The sequence below is a fragment of the Enterococcus sp. AZ197 genome, assembly GCF_050556405.1.
In the GTDB taxonomy this organism is placed as follows: domain Bacteria; phylum Bacillota; class Bacilli; order Lactobacillales; family Enterococcaceae; genus Enterococcus; species Enterococcus faecalis.
Genome location: NZ_CP187873.1, coordinates 1,730,356 through 1,751,211, shown reverse-complemented (window position 1 = coordinate 1,751,211; position 20,856 = coordinate 1,730,356). Strand labels below are relative to the sequence as shown.

At 37.7% G+C, this 20,856-nt stretch carries 17 protein-coding genes and 1 CRISPR repeat array; of the genes, 12 read left to right on the top strand and 5 right to left on the bottom strand.

Annotation, left to right across the window (positions count from 1 at the left end; genetic code table 11):
* Window positions 1-43: 43 nt before the first annotated feature.
* Genes IGK82_RS08540 through IGK82_RS08530 form a run of 3 tightly spaced genes read right to left on the bottom strand, consistent with a single transcriptional unit; the run spans window position 44 to window position 2,572 of the window.
* A complete protein-coding gene (locus IGK82_RS08540) occupies window positions 44-970 on the bottom strand; it encodes a metal ABC transporter substrate-binding protein (RefSeq protein ID WP_002356954.1) in 927 nt (308 codons plus the stop codon).
* On the bottom strand, window positions 957-1,826 hold the full coding sequence (locus tag IGK82_RS08535) for a metal ABC transporter permease (protein WP_016622448.1): 870 nt from the start codon (window positions 1,824-1,826) through the stop codon (window positions 957-959). The genes IGK82_RS08540 and IGK82_RS08535 overlap by 14 nt, the downstream gene beginning before the upstream one ends.
* The gene (locus IGK82_RS08530; protein ID WP_002360005.1) at window positions 1,823-2,572 is read right to left on the bottom strand and encodes a metal ABC transporter ATP-binding protein; all 750 of its coding nucleotides are present in this window, start codon (window positions 2,570-2,572) and stop codon (window positions 1,823-1,825) included. The genes IGK82_RS08535 and IGK82_RS08530 overlap by 4 nt, the downstream gene beginning before the upstream one ends.
* A gap of 212 nt (window positions 2,573-2,784) precedes the next feature.
* On the opposite strand from IGK82_RS08530, the gene IGK82_RS08525 reads away from it, so the two are divergent.
* The 4 genes from IGK82_RS08525 to mnmA all read left to right on the top strand — a co-directional run bounded on the left by IGK82_RS08525 (window position 2,785) and on the right by mnmA (window position 6,823).
* Window positions 2,785-3,759: a ribose-phosphate diphosphokinase gene (locus tag IGK82_RS08525; RefSeq protein WP_002362076.1), complete on the top strand. Its 975-nt coding sequence runs from the start codon at window positions 2,785-2,787 to the stop codon at window positions 3,757-3,759.
* Window positions 3,760-3,915: 156 nt separating this feature from the next.
* Window positions 3,916-5,061, top strand: coding sequence for a cysteine desulfurase family protein (locus IGK82_RS08520; RefSeq protein WP_002407488.1), 1,146 nt, complete (start codon window positions 3,916-3,918; stop codon window positions 5,059-5,061).
* Between the two features lie 67 nt (window positions 5,062-5,128).
* Window positions 5,129-5,473 carry a DUF1831 domain-containing protein gene (locus IGK82_RS08515; RefSeq protein ID WP_002356959.1) on the top strand — a complete coding sequence of 115 codons (345 nt, stop codon included), beginning with the start codon at window positions 5,129-5,131 and terminating at the stop codon, window positions 5,471-5,473.
* Window positions 5,474-5,698: 225 nt separating this feature from the next.
* Window positions 5,699-6,823: a tRNA 2-thiouridine(34) synthase MnmA gene (mnmA, locus tag IGK82_RS08510; RefSeq protein WP_002362075.1), complete on the top strand. Its 1,125-nt coding sequence runs from the start codon at window positions 5,699-5,701 to the stop codon at window positions 6,821-6,823.
* Between the two features lie 179 nt (window positions 6,824-7,002).
* Here the strand turns inward: mnmA and IGK82_RS08505 are convergent, their stop codons facing one another.
* Entirely contained in the window at window positions 7,003-8,241 is a 1,239-nt protein-coding gene (locus tag IGK82_RS08505) for a multidrug efflux MFS transporter (protein WP_002362074.1), read from the bottom strand.
* A gap of 16 nt (window positions 8,242-8,257) precedes the next feature.
* Window positions 8,258-8,773 (bottom strand): YbhB/YbcL family Raf kinase inhibitor-like protein, encoded by a 516-nt coding sequence (locus IGK82_RS08500; RefSeq protein WP_002362073.1) that lies wholly within the window; start codon window positions 8,771-8,773, stop codon window positions 8,258-8,260.
* 132 nt (window positions 8,774-8,905) lie between these two features.
* On the opposite strand from IGK82_RS08500, the gene IGK82_RS08495 reads away from it, so the two are divergent.
* From IGK82_RS08495 to cydC, 8 genes are all read left to right on the top strand, one after another.
* Entirely contained in the window at window positions 8,906-9,475 is a 570-nt protein-coding gene (locus tag IGK82_RS08495; protein WP_002356965.1) for a TetR/AcrR family transcriptional regulator, read from the top strand.
* A gap of 97 nt (window positions 9,476-9,572) precedes the next feature.
* Window positions 9,573-9,938: a DUF1033 family protein gene (locus IGK82_RS08490; RefSeq protein ID WP_002356966.1), complete on the top strand. Its 366-nt coding sequence runs from the start codon at window positions 9,573-9,575 to the stop codon at window positions 9,936-9,938.
* Window positions 9,939-10,068: 130 nt separating this feature from the next.
* Window positions 10,069-12,150 (top strand): DNA topoisomerase III, encoded by a 2,082-nt coding sequence (locus tag IGK82_RS08485; RefSeq protein ID WP_002388224.1) that lies wholly within the window; start codon window positions 10,069-10,071, stop codon window positions 12,148-12,150.
* An 84-nt stretch (window positions 12,151-12,234) separates the two neighbouring features.
* A complete protein-coding gene (locus tag IGK82_RS08480; RefSeq protein WP_010709655.1) occupies window positions 12,235-13,098 on the top strand; it encodes an AraC family transcriptional regulator in 864 nt (287 codons plus the stop codon).
* A 157-nt stretch (window positions 13,099-13,255) separates the two neighbouring features.
* Window positions 13,256-14,413: a CRISPR direct-repeat array (repeat unit 36 nt; unit sequence GTTTTAGAGTCATGTTGTTTAGAATGGTACCAAAAC).
* Window positions 14,414-14,885: 472 nt separating this feature from the next.
* A complete protein-coding gene (locus IGK82_RS08475; protein WP_002356974.1) occupies window positions 14,886-16,304 on the top strand; it encodes a cytochrome ubiquinol oxidase subunit I in 1,419 nt (472 codons plus the stop codon).
* Complete coding sequence (gene cydB / locus IGK82_RS08470; protein WP_002356976.1) at window positions 16,301-17,314, top strand: cytochrome d ubiquinol oxidase subunit II; 1,014 nt, start codon at window positions 16,301-16,303, stop codon at window positions 17,312-17,314. The genes IGK82_RS08475 and cydB overlap by 4 nt, the downstream gene beginning before the upstream one ends.
* Window positions 17,315-17,318: 4 nt before the next feature.
* Complete coding sequence (gene cydD, locus IGK82_RS08465) at window positions 17,319-19,052, top strand: thiol reductant ABC exporter subunit CydD (RefSeq protein ID WP_002378477.1); 1,734 nt, start codon at window positions 17,319-17,321, stop codon at window positions 19,050-19,052.
* Window positions 19,049-20,815: a thiol reductant ABC exporter subunit CydC gene (cydC, locus tag IGK82_RS08460; protein ID WP_016622443.1), complete on the top strand. Its 1,767-nt coding sequence runs from the start codon at window positions 19,049-19,051 to the stop codon at window positions 20,813-20,815. The genes cydD and cydC overlap by 4 nt, the downstream gene beginning before the upstream one ends.
* Window positions 20,816-20,856 lie beyond the last annotated feature (41 nt).

Genomic DNA, 20,856 nt, shown 5'->3' with positions numbered 1-20,856 from the left:
CCAAGTTGAGGGGGAGTCAACTTGGTTCTTTCTTCTTTATTATTTATTTACTCATTAAGCCATCATGGATTTTTGTTAAATTCCAGTTCATCATGCTGTAGTACGTATCGCCTTCTGTTCCTTCTTTGGCAAGAGAGTCTGTGAAAAGTGTATCGTAAATTGGTCGTTTCACTTCTTTTGAGACCCGTTCCATACTACGTTTATCGACACTGGTTTCAACAAATAACACAGGTGCTTTTGATTTCTTAATGGTATCAATAATCGTGGTCATTTGTTCAGGTGTTCCTTGACTTTCTGTGTTAATTTCCCAAATATAAGCGGCATTTAAATCATAAGCTTTGGAGAAATATTTAAAGGCACCTTCACTTGTAACTAATAATTTTTTATCATCAGGAATATCAGCAAATTTAGCTTTGGCTTCCTCATGTAGTTTGCTAAGTTTTTCGGTATAATTTTTCGCGTTTTCTGTATAGAAATCTTTATTTTTTGGATCTTTTTCTACTAACACGTCACGAATGTTTTCTACATATTTAATGCCATTTTCAATGTCTAACCAAGCATGCGGATCTTCTGTTTGTTCTTGACCGGCACTTGTTAAATATTGTGGCGTAACATTTTTGCTTGTAGAAAAGTAATCTTTATTCTCAACTTTTTTGGCCGTTTTCATTAATTTGTTAAACCAGCCATTTCCGCCTGTTTCTAAGTTCAAGCCGTTAAAGAATAAAATGTCCGCTTCAGAAGCTTTCGCAATGTCTTCTGGTAACGGTTCATATTCGTGAGGGTCTGTCCCAATTGGCACAATACTATGCAGCTCAATTTTGTCTTGCCCAACATTTTTCACTAAATCAGATAGGATCGAGTTCGTTGTCACAATTGCTAATTTTTCTTTCTTTTCAGCGGCTTGATTCCCGCAAGCAGCTAACGTTAACCCTGCTAAAAGTGTTAAAAAAAATAAACTAAATTTTTTCATTCGTTGATTCCTCCATTTCTTTCTCACGGTTTACAAATACTAGGCCTTTCTTTGGTGAGAAAAAGAAAACCAATAAAAAGAATAAGGCGGCGGTTAAAACAATCGTCGCACCAGAAGCTAAGTTATAAGAATAACTGAAGAATAGGCCAATCACTGAACTTAAAATCCCAAAAGTAGAGGCTAAGCCAATCATTGTCGGTAAGTGATTTGTTAATAGATAAGCTGTTGCCGCTGGCGTAATCAGCATGGCAATGACTAAAATAGTTCCGACGGTTTGTAAAGAAGAAACAGCGACTAGTGTTAGTAAAAACATCAATGCATAGTGGAAAAATTGAATATTTAAACCGTAGGCCTGAGCCATTGTGGGATCAAAAGAAGTGAGTTGCAACTCTTTATAAAACAATGCCACAAAAATCAAAACAATCACGCCGACGACACAAGTAATTAAAATATCGGTATCTGCGACCGCTAATACATTTCCAAACAGAATATGATATAAATCGGTGGAACTTTTTGCAAAAGAGATAAAAATAATCCCTAAAGCAAAAAAAGAACTAAAGACAACACCAATGGCAGTATCATTTTTTAGTGGACTTTTTTGGGTAATAAAGCCAATCGATAATGCAGCTAATAAGCCAAAAATAGAAGCGCCAAAAATATAATTGAAACCAAACATATAAGAAACAGCGACCCCTGGTAAAACAGCATGGGAAATCGCATCACCCATCAAAGACATCCCACGTAAAATAATGAATGAACCAATTACCCCTGAAATGAGTCCGACAATTACAGACGTCAAAAGGGCATTTTGTAAAAATTGATAACGGAATAAACCATCAATAAATGCAGCAATCATTTTGCAACCCCCTGTATTAATAAATCACCTAACAAATCACCGTATGCTTCTTGGAGCGTTTCTGCAGTAAACGTTTGTTCAACAGGACCCGCAGCAATTAGCCGGTTTTTCAAAACGATTAATTCATCAAAATAGTGGGACACTTTGTGCAAATCATGGTGAACAATGATAATCATTTTACCTTGATTTTTTAATGATTTGAGAATATCCATAATCACTTTTTCACTAGACATATCAATGCCGACGAAAGGTTCATCTAAAAAAATCACCTCAGCTCCTTGGGCCAAAACACGGGCGATAAACACACGTTGTAATTGGCCACCAGAAAGTTCGCCAATCTGGCGTTGCGCATAGTCTTCTAATTGCACCATTTTTAATGCAGCCATGGCTGCTTGCTTTTCTTTCTTTCCTGGGCGTTTTAATAGTCCCAAGTTTGGATAGGTTCCTAGCAAGACCGTTTCAAAAACGCTAATGGGGAAACTAAGATCCAAGGCGCTACGTTGTTCTACATAGGCAATGGTTGTTTTTTGTTGGTCAATTGCTTGATTATTTAACAAAACATCACGTTCCTTTGTTTTAATTAAGCCTAATAACCCTTTAATAAATGTTGACTTTCCAGCACCATTTGGTCCGATAATTCCAGTAATTTTACCGGAGGGAATAGTAACGTGGATATTATTTAAAGCGGTCCGTCCTTGATATTGAACGGTTAACGCTTGAACAGCTAAGTTAAAGCTTTTTCTCATGAAATTCCTCCTTTTTAGGTTTGCCTTAAAATCAGTATAAGGGATAGTTTAAGAAAATGCAAATAATTTTTAGGCGCGCCTAAATACAAGCGCTTTTTTCACAAAGAAAACCGTTTCTTTCAATAAATTAAGGAGGATCCCATGATTTTTATGACAAAAAATGGTAGAATATGAATGAAAACGACTATTATTTTATATTGACGGAGGATATCATGACCGAAAACTATCAAGATGACACCTTACGCATCTTCAGTTTAAATGCAAATCGACCACTTGCTGAAAAAATCGCAGCATCAGTAGGAACAGAATTAGGAAAAAGCACCGTGCGCCAATTTAGTGATGGCGAAATTCAAATTAATATTGAAGAAAGTATTCGTGGCGATCATGTCTACATCATCCAAGCAACGAATGCTCCTGTAAATGATCATTTGATGGAATTGCTTATTTTAATTGATGCATTAAAACGTGCTAGCGCAAAAACAATTAATGTTATTTTGCCTTACTATGGTTATGCTCGCCAAGACCGCACAGCGAAACCAAGAGAGCCCATTACTGCGAAATTAGTTGCTAATATGTTGGTAGAGGCAGGCGCAACACGTTTGTTGACATTAGACTTGCATACTGTTCAAGTCCAAGGATTTTTTGATATCCCAGTAGATAATTTATTTACAATGCCTTTGTTCGCTCATTATTATCGTCAACAAGCATTAGTAGGGGAAGAAATTGTGATTGTTTCGCCTAAAAACAGTGGCGTTCAACGCGCACGTAGTTTATCGGAGTACTTAGATGCGACCTTAGCAATTGTCGACCATGAAGAGATTGATGGGGTGCGTCAAGAAGGTTACGTTATTGGGAATGTCGCTGGGAAAAAATGTATTCTTGTTGATGACATTTTGAATACTGGTCAAACGTTAGCCACAGCGGCGGAAGTTTTAATGAAAAATGGTGCGCAAGAAGTGTATGCTTGCGCCTCGCATGGTTTGTTATCAGAAGGCGCAAAAGCAACCTTAGAAAATGCGCCAATTAAGGAAATTAGTATTACTGACTCTGTTTATACGACAGCAGACCGCCAACCAGCAACCTTGAATATTATTTCTTGCGCTGAGTTAATGGGGGAAGCGTTACTTCGTATTCATGAAAATAAACCAATGAGTCCATTATTCCGTTTAGAACCAAAAGGAGAATAAGTGATTCCTTAAACTAGAAATAGGTCTAACAACTTTAATAGTGTTGGGCCTATTTTTCTTATCTCTTTTATAAATAGAAGAGAAAGTATTCTGATTTTGTGTTTTAAGCTTTTTATGCTAGAATAACGCCAGAACATAAGGAAAGGGACGAGTCATTTGGAACCCATTTATTTAGATCATGCGGCAACAACACCGCTTCATCCAACGGTCATTCAAGCGATGACTGAAAATATGCAAACGACTTTTGGCAATCCATCAAGTATTCATCAGTTTGGACGAAAGGCACACGGTCTTCTGGAAGAAGTGCGTCAAACGATTGCCGAGAGCTTACAAGCCAAACCCCACGAAATTATTTTTAATAGTGGTGGCACAGAAGGGGATAACACAGCCATCTTGGCAGTTGCTTTTTCTCGTCAAAAGGAAGGAAAACATATTATTACTACGGCAATTGAACATCCCGCTGTGTTACGAACGATGGAATACTTAGAAACGTTAGGCTTTGAAGTGACTTACTTACCTGTGAATGAAAATGGTCAGATTTCAATGAATCAATTCAAAAAGTCTTTACGCGAAGAAACGATCTTGGTTTCAATGATGTATGGCAATAATGAAATTGGAAATCGATTACCGATTGCTGAAGTTGGTGCAATTCTTAAAAATCATTCGGCGATTTTTCATACAGATGCCGTCCAAGCTTATGGAAGTGAAGTCATTTTACCTCATGAATTAGGGATCGACTTATTAAGTATTTCCGCTCATAAAATCAATGGTCCAAAAGGCGTAGGTTTTTTATTTAAAAGCGATGCAATCCAATTACCACCTCTTTTACATGGTGGGGAACAAGAAGAAAAACGACGTGCGGGCACGGAAAACTTAGCTGGAATTATTGGCATGGGTACTGCCGTTTCATTACTAACTTCTGCAGAAAAGCAAGCAAGAAAAACAGCCTATCAAAGTTTTCAAACGATTATTTTAAAAGCGTTAGAAGAAGCCAATATTGATTTTTCAATTAATGGTGAACCAACGAATCGTTTAGCGCATGTCTTAAATCTTCATTTAAAAGGAATTCCCAGTGATTTGCTCTTAATGCATTTGGACTTAAGAGGTATTGCGATTTCAACAGGCTCGGCTTGTACAGCGGGAACTGTGGATCCTTCGCACGTGTTGACAGCGATGTATGGAGAAAATTCCTCAGCTATTAAAGAATCAATCAGGATTAGTTTTGGCTACGGGAACACACCAGAAGAAATTGCGACTTTTTCTGAAGTACTAGTTGCAGTGATTCAACAATTGAAAAAATAATCTGATTGCGGCAGCTACAGGTTTTCGCTATAATGAAGATAACAATGAAAATAACGAGGTGGAACCCATGGCATTTACAACAACGGCTGCTGTTGAAGGCTCAACAGTTTTTTACAAAGTACATCCTAGTGCAAAACGCTATACATTAAAAGATAACGGCTTTACTGAAACAAAATCAGGGAACTTTCAATTGATTCGTTCCTTAGATCCAACGCCTCAGAGAAATGAAGGCTTCAAATTGAAAATTACGATCACTGCTGATCTAAAAGAGTTGAAAATGTCCATTACAACGGCAAATGGTTTAAAACCAATGAATATTTTCAAGAATGAACAACATGAAATGAGTAAAGAAAAATACTTTTTCTTAATGGATGGCTTAATTAGCCGTGGTGTATTAGAGAAAGTAGAATAATTTAGAGAAACCTGAAGAAACAAGTGAAAGTAGCTTGTTCCTTCAGGTTTTCTGTTTATTTGAAAGCAACAGCTTGTTGGCTGTGTCTTTGTTCCAAGTATTTTCTCATTATACGCCCGGCTTGCTTTACTTATTTCAAAAAAATAGTATAATGAAAAGCACTGAAAAGTTACGACCTTCAAATCGTGGATGATTTCAGAATCTAATTGAAATGATGGTGATAAAATGGCAGATAACAGCAAAACGCGTGTCGTGGTAGGCATGAGTGGCGGTGTCGATTCATCTGTCACAGCGTTGCTTTTAAAAGAGCAAGGCTATGATGTAATTGGGATCTTTATGAAAAATTGGGACGATACAGACGAAAATGGTGTCTGTACCGCAACTGAGGATTATAAAGATGTCGCAAAAGTAGCGGATCAAATTGGGATTCCGTATTATTCGGTCAATTTTGAAAAAGAATATTGGGACCGTGTGTTTGAATATTTTTTAGCAGAATATCGGTTAGGACGGACACCAAATCCAGATGTCATGTGTAATAAAGAAATTAAATTTAAAGCATTCCTAGATTATGCTATGCAACTAGGCGCTGACTATGTTGCAACTGGCCACTATGCGCAAGTAGAAACGGATGAAAATGGCGTAGTGCATATGTTACGTGGAATTGACAATAATAAAGACCAAACCTATTTTTTAAGCCAATTATCACAAGCCCAATTGGCAAAAACAATGTTTCCATTGGGTGGCATGGAAAAATCAGAAGTTCGTGCAATTGCTGAACGTGCTGGATTAGCCACAGCCAAGAAAAAAGACTCAACGGGCGTTTGTTTTATTGGTGAAAAGAATTTCAAAGAATTTTTGAGTAATTATTTACCAGCTAAAAAAGGCAACATGGTGACAGAAGATGGCGAAATCAAAGGACAACATGATGGTCTGATGTATTATACTATCGGTCAACGCCAAGGCTTAGGAATTGGTGGCGGCGGTAAAACACAAGAACCATGGTTTGTGATTGGGAAAGATTTAACCACCAATACATTATATGTGGGACAAGGATTTCACCATGAAAAACTATATGCAACACATTTAGAAGCTAGTGAGGTTCATTTTACTGTTGATACACCAATGCCAAAAGAGTTTGACTGTACGGCTAAATTCCGTTATCGTCAAGCAGATATCCCAGTGCATGTTTCCTTATCTGAAGATGGCACAAAAGCAACCGTTACGTTTAAGGAACCAGCGCGCGCAGTCACTCCAGGTCAAGCTGTTGTTTTTTATGATGGGATGGAATGCTTAGGGGGCGGCTTAATTGATCGCGCCTACCAAGATGAAAAAGAACTACAATACGTCTAAAAAGTTTCACGAGTTGTGAAACAAAAAGCGCAGAGTTAACCAAAAGAAAAGCGGATATGCTGGTCATAAAACCAGTAAATATCCGCTTTTCTTTTTTGTTTTATATGCCTATTTTTTTTAAAATAAGAAAAAGAGAAAAATTAAAAATTCAAATTGTGGATAACTTTTCTGTGTATAACTTAGTCATCATTTTTCTCTTTTTTTAATTCGGCGGTGCTTCGACGAACCCATAGAAGGTTAAGGAGAACCAGACAAGAAGTGGAAATAAAGACCCCACGATAACCGAAAGCGGCAGATACGCTTGAACCAATCATAGGACCAATCACATTTCCTGTCGCTTGGAAAGATTGATTGTAACTGAAAATACGGCCTGCAGCATCACTTGGAGAATAACGAGTGATCAACGTTTGAACAGCTGGTAGTAAACAGGCATCGGAAATCCCAACTAAGAAACGAAGCATGGCAAGCTGCCAGACATTTTGAACAAAGGCCATTGGTAGGTAAACGAAAATGGCTAAAATTAAGCCAATTGTCAAGATGCGTTCACTGCCAATACGATCGCCTAACCGGCCGAAACGAGGGGCGGCTATTAACGTTGCAATCCCTGGAATAGAAGCAATGACTCCGCTAATTAAGGTGACATTTCCGTGACCACCCAACAATTGTTGAATATATAAACTGATGATGGGACTAATTGAATTATTGGAAGCTTGAATGATTAATGTCGTAATAAACATTCCAAGAATCACGTGGGGATGTTCTAGTTTTTTTAAAATTTGTTTCCCAGATGCGGCTTGATTTTTTTCAATTGGCACAAACTCTTCATGGACAAAGACGAGACTCAAAACAAAAACGAGTAATAAAATCGTACCAGTAATGAAAAAGGTTGGCCGATAACCGAAAATAGACGCAGTGACACCGCCCAAAAGAGGACCAAGCAACGTGCCGGTAACAGAACCAGTTGCTAAAGTACCAAGCACTTGACCGCTTTTTTCCTTAGGTGTGCCTGTAGCAACTAACGCAGTCGCATTACTGATATAACCAGAAAAAACACCTTGTAATAAGCGTAAGCCAATCAATTGATAAACACTTGTGACTGCGCCCATTAAACTAATGACGATAGCCATCCCTAATGAAGCGCGTAATAACATTAACTTGCGTCCTTTTCGGTCGGCTAAACGGCCCCACCAAGGTGAAACAATGGTTGTGACTAAAAAAGTGGAAGAGAACGTGATTCCGCTCCAAAAATTCAATTGTTGGTGGGTAAAAGTACCTAATGTGTTGATATAAAGAGGCATGAATGGCATCACTAAGCTAAAGCCAATACCAGCCATAAATGTGCCAAACCATAAAACAAGCAGATTTTTTTCCCAAGGTTGTCTTGGACGGAAAATTTTACTTTTAATTAATTCATACATTCTATTTCCTCACTTTCTAGTAAAGAAATTCAAATTTGGCTTTGGCGAGTCGTTGATCATTCAATGCTTGATGCAATTCATTCGCAAAAAAGCCTTCTTTTAAATTTAGTGGATTTTTTGTAGCGTACACATATAACGTATAGGTGTGCACACCAGAGCGAGGGCTTAACCCCAGATAACGTTCGGTTAACTCAGGTAACGTTTCAGTGGCAAGCGCAGGAATCATCTGTTTCCCCAAAGGAGAAGCAAGACTATTTTTTCCTTGAATGGTAGGCTTGAGTGCTGTTCGACTAAAGTCTTCAGGAATCTCATTGGTTACAGGAACATTGGCAGCTAACCAATGAATAAAAGGGAAACCGATTAGAGGAATCGTGTCATAATCAATTAATTCCCAGGATAAATAGCGGGCTTCTTTAGGAATGGCCGCTAAAGAAATAGGAAAAGATAAAATAGGACGTTCGTGTAATAAAAATTCTGCACTGGTTCGTTTGCCATAACGATCGGCCAAATGAGAACGGTTGGTAATATGCATGCCAAACAGCCTTCTTTCAAAAATAATGTTTACAAATTATTATTATAAACTATAATTTATAGTTTAAAAAGAGTCAATAGATATGATAAACTAATACTTGTCCAAAATTTAAGAATTGGAGGCGTCAGAAAGATGGCAAAAAAACGGAATTTAACGAAAGCCAAAATCCTTGAAAGTGCCCGCAATCTAGCGGAAGAATTGGGCGTTCAACAATTAACCTTTCAAAATTTAGCCGTTGATTTAGGCATCAAGTATCCTTCACTCTATAATCACTTTAAAAATATTGCTGAAGTAAAAAATGCTTTAGTGGACTTGTTAATTCAAGAATTAAATGATGCATTGCGAAGAGCCTTAGTGGGTAAGAGTGGCGCAGAAGCAATTCGGATATATGCTGAAACGTACCAACAATTTGCTTTTGAAAATTCTGCAGTCTATGAATTACTTATCAGTGTGCCGAAAACGCAAAACCAACAATTAATTGAAGGCATCCATGAAACCAATCAAATTATCTTACAACTTTTAGCTTTTTATCCATTTAATAATGAAGAACGACTGCACAAAAGTCGAGAACTACGTAGCTTAATCCATGGTTATATTACCTTACGTTTTTTAGGTTATTTTCAACGCGAAGAAGCCACGCCGGAAGAAAGTTATCGTCGCATGATTGAAGATTTTATTGCTTCTTTAGAAGTGGCAGGATAAAATAAATTTCAAAAATTTCTCAGTCCGAAACCAAATCCTTGCAACTTTTTCAGAAAGTGACTATGATACCTACAGTAGCAAAAAAAGGAGCGGTTCAATGTATCAAGTAATTACAATGTATGGCGACAATGAACCTTGGTGGTTTTTTGATGATTGGCAAGAGGACATTGTTCAAGAAAAAACCTTCGATAACTTGACCGATGCAGAGACATATTATGTGGAAGTTTGGCAAAAACTTTCTCAGAATTATACATACGTCAACACAAAGCCTAACTATTTAACGGCTTTCTGGAATGATGGGGAAGAACGCTGGTGTGAAGAATGCGATGAAGATTTACAACAATACTTCGGTTTAGCATTACTAGAAAATCATCATGCGGTTACTTTTGAAAATAAAGCTGAGTTTACCACAATATCCAATCATTTTGGCAAAACAAAATTCTGCAAACGGAAAGTTATTTGAAACGCATGAGTTTAAAGAAAAACCTCAGGGAATTTTCTTTAAACTCTTTTTCTATTCTCGGAATTTAGAGAAAATCGAGCTAATATTTGGTATAATACGAAAAGATAGCACTCAAAAAGGAGCGAAACTAGTGGTTGCAAAACAATTAATTATTGCTGAAAAACCTAGCGTAGCAAAAGATTTAAGCCGCGTTTTAGGAGCAAATCAAAAAAATAAGAATTATTATGAAGGACCCAACGTGATTGTCACATGGGCTTTAGGCCATCTCTTAGGACTAAAAATGCCAGAAGATTTAAACAAAGAATGGCAAACGTGGCAAATGGAAACTTTACCGATGATTCCTAAGAATTTAGGGATTAAACCGTTACCGAAAACGGGACATCAATTAAAAGCGATTAAACAATTAGCCAATCGTAAAGATGTTTCTGAAGCCGTGATTGCCACCGATGCTGGTCGTGAAGGTGAATTAGTGGCCCGCTGGATTTTAGAATATGTCCGTTTTAACAAACCAGTCAAACGCTTATGGATTTCATCTCAAACAGACAAAGCCATTAAAGACGGGTTTAAGAAAATTCGCCCAGCGAAAGACTACGATAATTTGTATTACTCTGCCTTGGCGCGCGCAAAAGCTGACTGGTTAGTGGGTCTAAACGTCACACGGGCCTTGACAGTGAAATATCAAGATAACTTATCCGCAGGTCGTGTTCAAACACCAACTTTAGCAATGGTGCGCCAACAAGAAAAAACGATTGAACAATTTAAGCCTCAAACTTATTTTACTATCTCGTTAACTGTTGAATCAGAAAAAGCAAAGATGACCCAAAAAAATCCATACGCTTTAAAAGAACGGCAGGAAGCAGAACAATTAGTCAAAGAACTCTCAAAACAAAAGGGCTTAGTTACCGATATCCAAGAAAAAGTTAAAACAGAAAATGCGCCGTTACCATATGATTTAACCGAAATCCAGCGTGAAGCCAACCAGCGATTCCAATTTTCTGCAAAGAAAACGTTGTCTCTTGTACAAAGTTTATACGAAACCCATAAAATTGTTTCCTATCCTCGAACTGACAGCAAATATCTAACAACGGATATGAAAGGAACGATGAAAGAGCGCCTTCAAGCCATTGCTGATTTTTCACCAGAAGTGAAAGGCTACCTTAAAAATGGGGCTGTTGTTAAACAACAAAAAGTTTTCCAAAATGCAAAAGTCACGGATCACCATGGGTTGATTCCAACTGAACAACGTCCTCGTTATGAAAAGCTAAGCAATGATGAACAAAAAATCTATCAAATGATTGTTCAACGATTCTTAGGTTTGTTTGCTGAGCCAAACCAAACCAAACAAACAAAAGTTACAGTCGCTTTTGGAAAAGAAACATTTGTCTTTCATCAAAATAAAGTAGTTGTTGCTGGCTGGAAAACAACAGCCGAACAGCCGCTATCCACTGTCCAATGGCAAAAAGGCATGACCGTTGCGCCAAACTTTACCATTAACAAAGAATTAACGTCGCCGCCAAAACCATTAACCGAAGGAACGTTGTTAGGAAAAATGGAGAAACACAGTTTAGGCACACCGGCAACGCGAGCTGAAATCATTGAAAAACTGATTAAATCAGAATTGATGGAACGAACCAATAGCGGTTTAAGTGTCTCTGCCAAAGGAAAGCAACTATTAGACTTGGTGAATCCATCACTTGTGACACCTGAACTAACGGAAAAATGGGAAAAATCGCTCGAAGCAATCGCTTCGGGTCAACAAAAGAGTCAACTTTTCTTAAAGGATATTGAAGAGGATACGAAAAAATTAGTCCGTGAAATTAAACAAAGCGAGAAAAAATATCAAGATTTTTCCATTACGCAAAAAAAATGTCCAGATTGTGGCTCAAACTTACGGGAAAAAAATACGAAAGATGGGAAGATTTACGTTTGTACAAACCAAGAATGTTCTTATCGTCGGCGAAAAGATCCTAAAGTATCCAATCACCGTTGCCCACAATGCCATAAAAAAATGGTCATCATAGAAGGAAAAAATGGTCGTTCTTTCAAATGTAAATTCTGTTCGATTACTGAAAAAATTCCCGATAAAAAAGAACGAAAACAAAAAATGACTAAACATGAAGAACGTCGTTTGATGAAAAAATATTCACAACCAGACGAACCAGAAGAAAGTGCTTTAGCGCAGGCCTTAAAAGCCGCTATGAATCAAGAGTAGCGACTTGACGAATGTTGGCTCTAAATAATCAAGTCATCCTTGTTGGTCTTTAGTAAACTTTCAAATAGAAAGAGAGGGACACGGATGCTCGCAAATTTAAATCAAGCAATGGATTATATTGAAGAACATTTAACGGAAGAAGTATCCTTCGATGAATTGGCGAAAAAGACAGGGATTTCTGTTTACCATTTTAAACGAACTTTTTCGTTTATTGCGGGGATGAGTCTGGCTGAGTATATTAAAAAGAGACGTTTGGCGGAAGCAAATTTAGCATTACTTGCTGGTGAAAAAGTGACAGATGTAGCTTTTAAATATGGTTATCAAAGTATTGAAGGATTCTCAAGAGCTTTTCGCGATTGGACAGGACAAGCCCCTTCTGAAGTAATGAAAACACAAATCCAAAAAACGTTCCCTAAATTCTCTTTCTATATTGATATTAAAGGAGGACAATCAATGGATGTTAAATTGATTGAAAAACCAGCGTTTCAAATAGTCGGAGTTAGTCAGAAGGTTCCCTTGCAGTATCAAGGGGAAAATCAAGCAATCATGGAATTAGCACAGCGCATTACACCACAACAACGAGCGGAAATGCATACATTTGATGACATATATCCTCATCAAGTAGTAAATGCTTCTTTTGACTTTCAAGAGGGACGAACAACAGAAGGTGGAGAAATGACACACATGATTGGCTTTGCCACTTCGCAAGAAAATACCTATGAAGATTTGGAGCAACTAAGCGTACCTGCTCATACATGGGCGGTTTTTCCAAATGAAGGTCCTTTCCCACAAACTTTACAAGAAACCTGGGCAAGGATATTCTCTGAATGGTTGCCTTCATCTGGTTACCAAGTCGTTGCAGCACCAGAAATTTCGTTTACGCAATATCAAGGACCAGCAGAAGCTAAGTATAGTGAAATCTGGCTCGCTGTTACAGCTACTAAATAAAGAAAACCCACCATTGAAAAATGGTGGGTTTTTCCGCCAAGAAGGAGAAAGTTTGGTATAATAAACGTGAAGAAAAAAATCAGACCTTCTAAACTGAAATCTAGCTATGGATAAGTGATGCGAATACGGAATCATGGAGAAAAAATAATTCTCCGAGGTTTTAGAGTCATGTTGTTTAGAATGGTACCAAAACGAATTCGTAGATGAATATTTTGATGATGAAGTTTTAGAGTCATGTTGTTTAGAATGGTACCAAAACCTGGCATATTGGACTTCTAACTTTTATGTTGTTTTAGAGTCATGTTGTTTAGAATGGTACCAAAACTTTATTTTTAACCCAGTCGGCTGCGTTTCCGTTTTAGAGTCATGTTGTTTAGAATGGTACCAAAACTCATGAATACGCCATCCGATTATATATTGAGTTTTAGAGTCATGTTGTTTAGAATGGTACCAAAACAACAATTAGCGCCAGCTGGCCAGATTCAATGTTTTAGAGTCATGTTGTTTAGAATGGTACCAAAACACAGAAATATCAAACGCAAAAAAAGGTTTCGTTTTAGAGTCATGTTGTTTAGAATGGTACCAAAACGTTAAATTTTACATCAACAAGCCAACCGTTGTTTTAGAGTCATGTTGTTTAGAATGGTACCAAAACACATTCTATTTCTATTAAGGCTCTACACATGTTTTAGAGTCATGTTGTTTAGAATGGTACCAAAACTGTTCAGTAATATCATAATCCCATTTAACTGTTTTAGAGTCATGTTGTTTAGAATGGTACCAAAACTTTATTTTTAACCCAGTCGGCTGCGTTTCCGTTTTAGAGTCATGTTGTTTAGAATGGTACCAAAACGTGCAACTGCAGCTTCTGATGCATTTCCCAGTTTTAGAGTCATGTTGTTTAGAATGGTACCAAAACCCGTGTGTTAAATGGTGCGTATCGATTCTAGTTTTAGAGTCATGTTGTTTAGAATGGTACCAAAACTCATGAATACGCCATCCGATTATATATTGAGTTTTAGAGTCATGTTGTTTAGAATGGTACCAAAACACAGAAATATCAAACGCAAAAAAAGGTTTCGTTTTAGAGTCATGTTGTTTAGAATGGTACCAAAACGTTAAATTTTACATCAACAAGCCAACCGTTGTTTTAGAGTCATGTTGTTTAGAATGGTACCAAAACGAAAAGCAGTTCGAGCGGAAACTGCGACCAGTTTTAGAGTCATGTTGTTTGGAATGGTACCAAAACGACTTACAAAAGACTGTGATTTACGTTATAGTTTTAGAGTCATGTTGTTTAGAATGGTACCAAAACAAACTTTTTTGATTTGGCTTTTTCTCCCCTGTTTTATAGTCATGTTGTTAAAAAACAAACTATCACCTCAAGCAATCCGTAATTTTCATCACAAGATTAGAATTTTTATCATCAAAGACGAGCTGCTTCAATTTTTGGAAACTAATCAAGTGATAAGTCAAAATGTTGATAGATTGAGATTAGTTCTTCCTTTTTTTAGGAAGGGCTTTTTTTATTGATAGAAGAAAGGGAAGAAATCTTGGGAGCACCTAAAAAAATTGTGAGAAATGCTTCTGTATTGTTTGGTTTCTGCCTCAGAAAGTTGTATACTTAGATTGGAATTATTCTATATTACATGCATTTTCACACTTTTTGGAAAAGTTCACTTGAATTTTCTTTTAGTTTCGTAGATAAAAGGAGTCATCGCTAATGGAAATGAACAATTCAGGTAAGCTTGTTTCTTTGTGTGGAGGCAAATCAGGGAGGAAATAATATGTTTGATATTGTAACATTGGCGAGAATCCAATTTGCGATGACAACAGTTTTCCACTTTTTCTTCGTACCGTTTTCAATAGGATTAGCACTTGTTGTAGCAATTATGGAAACAATGTACGTTGTGAAAAAAGAGGAACGTTATCGTAAAATGGCCAAGTTTTGGGGAAATATATTCCTATTAAGCTTCGCTGTTGGGGTTGTAACCGGGATTATTCAAGAATTTCAGTTTGGGATGAACTGGTCTGACTATTCTCGATTCGTCGGAGATATTTTTGGGGCACCGTTGGCGGTAGAAGCGCTCTTAGCTTTCTTCTTAGAGTCAACATTCTTAGGTTTGTGGATCTTTACTTGGGATAAAATGAATCCAAAAGTTCACGTAACCTTTATCTGGTTAGTCGTATTCGGTTCAATGATGTCTGCTTTCTGGATTTTAGTTGCCAATAGTTTTATGCAACATCCAGTAGGTTATGTCATCAATAATGGCCGTGCTGAAATGGTGGATTTTGTAGCTGTCATCAGCAATCCAAAAGTTTGGTATGAATTTTCACACGTTATCATGGGCGCCTTTACATTGGGCGGCATGGCAGTAGCTGGTATGGCTGCTTTCCAATTGTTGAAAAAACGGGATATTTCATTCCACAAAGCATCTATGCGCATTGGCTTATGGGTTACTTTGTTCGGTTCAATCGGCGTTTTATTAGCTGGCGACTTGCAAATGAAAGCTCTAATTGAAGGACAACCAATGAAATTTGCGGCGATGGAGGGGGCCTATGAAGACTCTGATGATCCTGCTGCTTGGACATTGATTGCTTGGGCAGATGAACGAGAACATAAACAAGTTTTTGGTATCGATATTCCATATATGCTAAGTATTTTATCGTATAACAAATTATCAGGTTCGGTTGATGGAATGGATACAGTCAACAAGCGTTTGGTAGAAAAATATGGGGATGATAAAAATTATTATCCACCAGTTAACACTTTATTCTGGAGCTTCCGTATCATGGCTGGTTTTGGTGCCTTAATGTTATTGGTTGCTGCCTTAGGACTATTCTTTACAAGGAAGAAAAAACCATCTCTGTACGAGAAGAAATGGATGCTGTGGATTGTTGCTTTATGTACATTCGCACCATTCCTAGCCAATACAACAGGTTGGTTAGTCACTGAATTAGGTCGTTATCCGTGGACTGTCTATGGATTATTTACGATTGAACAAAGTGTTTCACCAAATGTATCGGTTGCTTCATTAATTACGTCAAATGTCATTTATTTCTTATTATTTGCTGGTTTAGGTAGTGTCATGGTTTACTTGGTCATTTTAGAATTACGTAAAGGACCAGACTATGAAGCGAAAAAATTAGCGAAAGAAAATGAACCAGCGTTGGATCCATTTGATAAGGGGGTATTTGGCGAATGAGTACACTACAATTATTATGGTTTGTCCTTATCGGCGTCTTGTTCTCAGGTTTCTTCTTCTTAGAAGGATTTGACTTTGGTGTTGGAATGGCCGTTCAAACGTTGGCACACAATGACGACGAAAAAGATCAAGTCGTTGCAACAATTGGACCTGTTTGGGATGGAAATGAAGTTTGGCTATTAACAGCGGGCGGCGCAATGTTTGCCTCTTTCCCATATTGGTATGCTTCATTATTTAGTGGCTACTATTTAATTCTATTTACGATTTTATTTGGCTTAATTATTCGCGGAGTTTCCTTTGAATTCCGCCACAACATGCCGGAAGGTAAACGTCGTCGGATGTGGAACTGGACGCTATCAATTGGTAGTTTCCTTGTACCGTTCTTCTTTGGTATTTTGTTTATCAGCTTAGTCCAAGGAATGCCTTTAGATGCAAACGGCAATATGCATGCGCAATTTACGGATTATTTTAATCTGTTTTCAATTGTTGGTGGAGTAGCCTTAACATTACTTTGCTACTTACACGGCATGAACTATATTGCTTTAAAAACAGAAGGCCCAATTCGCGAACGTGCTCGAAATTATGCAGAAATCTTATACGGCGTTTTATATGTCGGTTTAGTTGTTTTTGCAGTGTTGATGTACTTCAAAACGGACTTTTATGAAAAGAACTTTGCGGTCACTTTAATTTTAACGTTAGCAATTGTGGTCTTAACGGTCATTGCCAATGTTGGGGTGTTTAAACGCAAAGAGATGTTAGCTTTTCTAGCGAGTGGTTTAACATTAGTTGTACTAGTTGCTCTCTTGTTCAGTGGCTTGTTCCCACGTGTTATGATTGGTAGTGAAGGTTTTGATTTGTTGATTAAAGATGCAACAAGCACACCATATACACTAAAAATTATGACGTGGATTTCTTTAAGCATTTTACCATTCGTGTTAGCTTATACTGCTTGGTCCTATTATATTTTCAGAAAACGTATTTCACAGACAGCCGTACCAGAGGGGTATTAAATCTATGATTGATAAAGACATCTTACAGATGCCTAAAATCAAAAAAATTCTTGTCTTGCTTGCAGGTTTTTCTTTCCTGCAAGCAGTCTTTATAATTGGGCAAGCTTTTTTTCTTTCAAAAGCCATTGTCGGCCTTTGGAGTGGCGGGCATCTTAACCAACAACTACAGAGTATTTTACTCTTTTTTATTTTTTATCTTGGTCGACATGTTATTACGTATTTTCGTGAGAGAATGCTCGATACATTTAGTTATGAACGCTCAAAAGAATTACGCGAACAATTATTAACTAAAATTTTCCGTTTGGGGCCAAATGTTGTTCAAAAAAATGGAACTGGAAATATGGTTACTATGGCTTTAGAAGGCATCAGTCAAACCGAAAATTATTTACAATTGATTTTGACAAAAATGATGAATATGATGATTATTCCTTGGATTATTTTGGCCTTTGTTTTTACACAAGATATTCGTTCAGGCATAACATTGCTGATTGTTTTTCCGATTATTATTATTTTTATGATTGTGTTAGGTTATGCAGCACAAAGTAAAGCGGACAAGCAATATGCGGCGTTTCAAATGCTTTCCAATCATTTTATTGATTCCTTGCGAGGAATTGACACGCTGAAACTGTTTGGGTTGAGCAAAAAATATGCTGGGAGTATTTACCATACAAGTGAACGATTCAGAAAAGCGACCATGAGTACATTGAAAATTGCTATTTTATCAACCTTTGCGTTAGACTTTTTTACGACATTATCGGTAGCTGTTGTGGCAGTTTTCCTTGGATTAAGTTTATTAAACGGCACGATTTTATTATTTCCTGCCTTGGTTACTTTAATTTTAGCACCTGAGTTCTTTTTACCGATTCGTGATTTTTCAAGTGATTATCACGCAACCTTAGATGGAAAAAACTCTTTTCAAGCGATCCAAGCGGTATTAGCATTGCCAGAAGCAGAACAGACCGATGTGCTCACGTTAGATGATTGGCATCAAGAAAGTCAGTTGTCAGTCACAGCGTTAAATTTTTCCTATGAAGATGCAACGCAAGAAGCGATTCAATCGTTGCAATTCTCTGTTGATGGTCGCAAAAAGATTGGAATTATCGGGGCGAGTGGTTCTGGTAAGTCAACGTTAATTAATTTATTAAGTGGCTTTTTATTGCCAACAGAAGAAACGAGTCAATTGGCGATAAATGGCCAAACGATTCCACATTTTTTACAAAAAGACTGGCAAAAACAAATCCTTTATATTCCGCAAGCACCATATATTTTTCAAGATACTTTGGCAAACAATATTCGCTTTTATACACCTGAAGCAACAGATGAGGCGATTCAGCAAGCGATTCAGTTAGTTGGCTTAGACGAGCTGGTTAAAGATCTTCCCGAAGGAATTCATACCTTGATTGGGGAAAGTGGTCGAATGTTAAGTGGGGGACAAGCGCAACGAGTAGCGTTGGCCCGCGCCTTTGTCGATCAAAAACGCCACGTCTTGCTGTTTGATGAGCCGACAGCGCATTTGGATATTGAAACAGAAGTTGAAATGAAAGAGCGCATGTTGCCATTAATGAACAATCATCTCGTCTTCTTTGCGACACATCGTCTGCATTGGATGGAAGAAATGGATTACATTTTAGTGATGGAAAAAGGTCAATTAGTGGAACAAGGAACGCTAGCAGAGTTGATTGAAAAAGATGGCTACTATGTTCAATTAATGAAGCAAATGAGAGGAGGACGCCAATGATGGAAAAACAGCCGACAACGAAAGACGTTTGGAAAAACGATCAATGGGTTCGTCCTTTCTTAAAACGCTATAAAAAAACCTTGTATTTTGCCTTACTTTTAGGCTTCTTGACGTTCTTTAGTGCAGGGGCATTAATGTTTACGTCTGGTTACTTAATCAGTCGTGCGGCTTCCTTACCAGAGAATATTTTATTAATTTATATTCCCATTGTTTTAACAAGAGCATTTGGGATTGGCCGTCCTGTTTTTCGTTATGTGGAGCGTCTAACGAGTCATAACTGGGTGTTAAAAATGACCTCTGATCTGCGCTTGAAACTTTATAATGTGCTAGAAAAAGATGCGATTTTCTTTAAGATAAAATATCGCACTGGGGATATCTTAGGTTTGCTTTCGGAGGATATTAATCATATCCAAAACTTGTATTTACGAACGATTTTCCCAACCGTTATTGCTTGGATTTTGTATATCTTTTTAGTGATTGCATTAGGTTTCTTTTCTTGGTGGTTTGCTTTATGCATGTTACTGATGTTAGGAGTGGTTGTTTTTCTATTGCCACTTGTTTCAGTTCTAGTGAATGGTGCGCGTCAAGAAAAACATAAATATGCCAAAAATGAGTTATATCAAACACTAACCGACAATATTCTAGGTGTGTCTGATTGGGTATTTAGTCAACGAGGCTCTGAATTCGTTGCTCGTTATGAAACAGATGAAGCAAACGTTCGTGCATTAGATGAAAAAATGAAGCAATTTAACCGTGGCCGAGACTTTGTTTTACAACTTCTTTTTGGTGTGATTGCGATTGCTGTCTTAGCTTGGACTAGTGTGCGGTTTCCAGGTAATCATGGGGGCGCAGCCAATTGGATTGGTGCCTTTGTTTTAACCGTTTTTCCGTTAATTGATGCTTTTGCTCCGCTACCTGCTGCTGCACAGGAAACAACGATTTATAAGGATTCCATTCGTCGTTTTAATGAGCTTCCTGAAGGGGAAGATGACTCAACAGAAGCGCCTGTTCAGCCAAATGGCACCAGTTTATCGATAGAACATTTGTCTTTTGCATATGAAAATCAAGAGAAAAAGGTATTAAATGACTTATCGTTAACAATTCCTGAAAAACAAAAATTAGCGATTTTAGGGCGCAGTGGTTCCGGAAAGAGTACGTTGGCTTCGCTCATTCGTGGTGATTTACGGCCTACTTCGGGAGAAATCCTTTTAGGAAATATCCCAACTGAGGCATTTGGTGAGACGATGACTGAATATATTGGGGTTATGCACCAAGCACCGTACCTATTTCGAACAACCATTTTAAATAATATTCGGATTGGTAGAGAAGAAGCAAGCGAAGCAGAAGTTTGGGCGGTTTTAGAAAAAGTGGGCTTAAAAGAAATGGTTGCCCAATTACCAGAAGGTTTACAAACAATGGTGGATGAAGCAGGTTTGCGTTTTTCTGGTGGCGAACGACATCGCTTGGCACTAGCGCGGATTCTTTTGCAAGATACACCGATTGTGTTATTAGACGAACCAACTACTGGTTTAGATCCAATTACAGAACAGCAATTGCTGGAAACCTTTTTTGAGGCATTAAAAGATAAAACCGTCATCTGGATTACCCACCATTTGCAAGGCGTAACTTTGATGGATCAAGTGATCTTTATTGAAGATGGCCAATTAGAGATGAGTGGTACGCCAGAAGAATTACTTGCAACCAATGCGCATTATCAAAAACTTTACCGAATTGATCGTGGCATTAGTTCTTTCGAGGAATAAAAAAACGACTGGTTGTTGATTAAAGCAAACAATCAGTCGTT

What these genes read in the sequence shown, in the direction of transcription:
- IGK82_RS08540 (WP_002356954.1), bottom strand. Translation starts at nt 970, where the DNA reads ATGAAAAAATTTAGTTTATTTTTTTTAACACTTTTAGCAGGGTTAACG.
- IGK82_RS08535 (WP_016622448.1), bottom strand. Translation starts at nt 1,826, where the DNA reads ATGATTGCTGCATTTATTGATGGTTTATTCCGTTATCAATTTTTACAA.
- IGK82_RS08530 (WP_002360005.1), bottom strand. Translation starts at nt 2,572, where the DNA reads ATGAGAAAAAGCTTTAACTTAGCTGTTCAAGCGTTAACCGTTCAATAT.
- IGK82_RS08525 (WP_002362076.1), top strand. Translation starts at nt 2,785, where the DNA reads ATGACCGAAAACTATCAAGATGACACCTTACGCATCTTCAGTTTAAAT.
- IGK82_RS08515 (WP_002356959.1), top strand. Translation starts at nt 5,129, where the DNA reads ATGGCATTTACAACAACGGCTGCTGTTGAAGGCTCAACAGTTTTTTAC.
- mnmA (WP_002362075.1), top strand. Translation starts at nt 5,699, where the DNA reads ATGGCAGATAACAGCAAAACGCGTGTCGTGGTAGGCATGAGTGGCGGT.
- IGK82_RS08505 (WP_002362074.1), bottom strand. Translation starts at nt 8,241, where the DNA reads ATGTATGAATTAATTAAAAGTAAAATTTTCCGTCCAAGACAACCTTGG.
- IGK82_RS08500 (WP_002362073.1), bottom strand. Translation starts at nt 8,773, where the DNA reads ATGCATATTACCAACCGTTCTCATTTGGCCGATCGTTATGGCAAACGA.
- IGK82_RS08495 (WP_002356965.1), top strand. Translation starts at nt 8,906, where the DNA reads ATGGCAAAAAAACGGAATTTAACGAAAGCCAAAATCCTTGAAAGTGCC.
- IGK82_RS08490 (WP_002356966.1), top strand. Translation starts at nt 9,573, where the DNA reads ATGTATCAAGTAATTACAATGTATGGCGACAATGAACCTTGGTGGTTT.
- IGK82_RS08480 (WP_010709655.1), top strand. Translation starts at nt 12,235, where the DNA reads ATGCTCGCAAATTTAAATCAAGCAATGGATTATATTGAAGAACATTTA.
- IGK82_RS08475 (WP_002356974.1), top strand. Translation starts at nt 14,886, where the DNA reads ATGTTTGATATTGTAACATTGGCGAGAATCCAATTTGCGATGACAACA.
- cydB (WP_002356976.1), top strand. Translation starts at nt 16,301, where the DNA reads ATGAGTACACTACAATTATTATGGTTTGTCCTTATCGGCGTCTTGTTC.
- cydD (WP_002378477.1), top strand. Translation starts at nt 17,319, where the DNA reads ATGATTGATAAAGACATCTTACAGATGCCTAAAATCAAAAAAATTCTT.
- cydC (WP_016622443.1), top strand. Translation starts at nt 19,049, where the DNA reads ATGATGGAAAAACAGCCGACAACGAAAGACGTTTGGAAAAACGATCAA.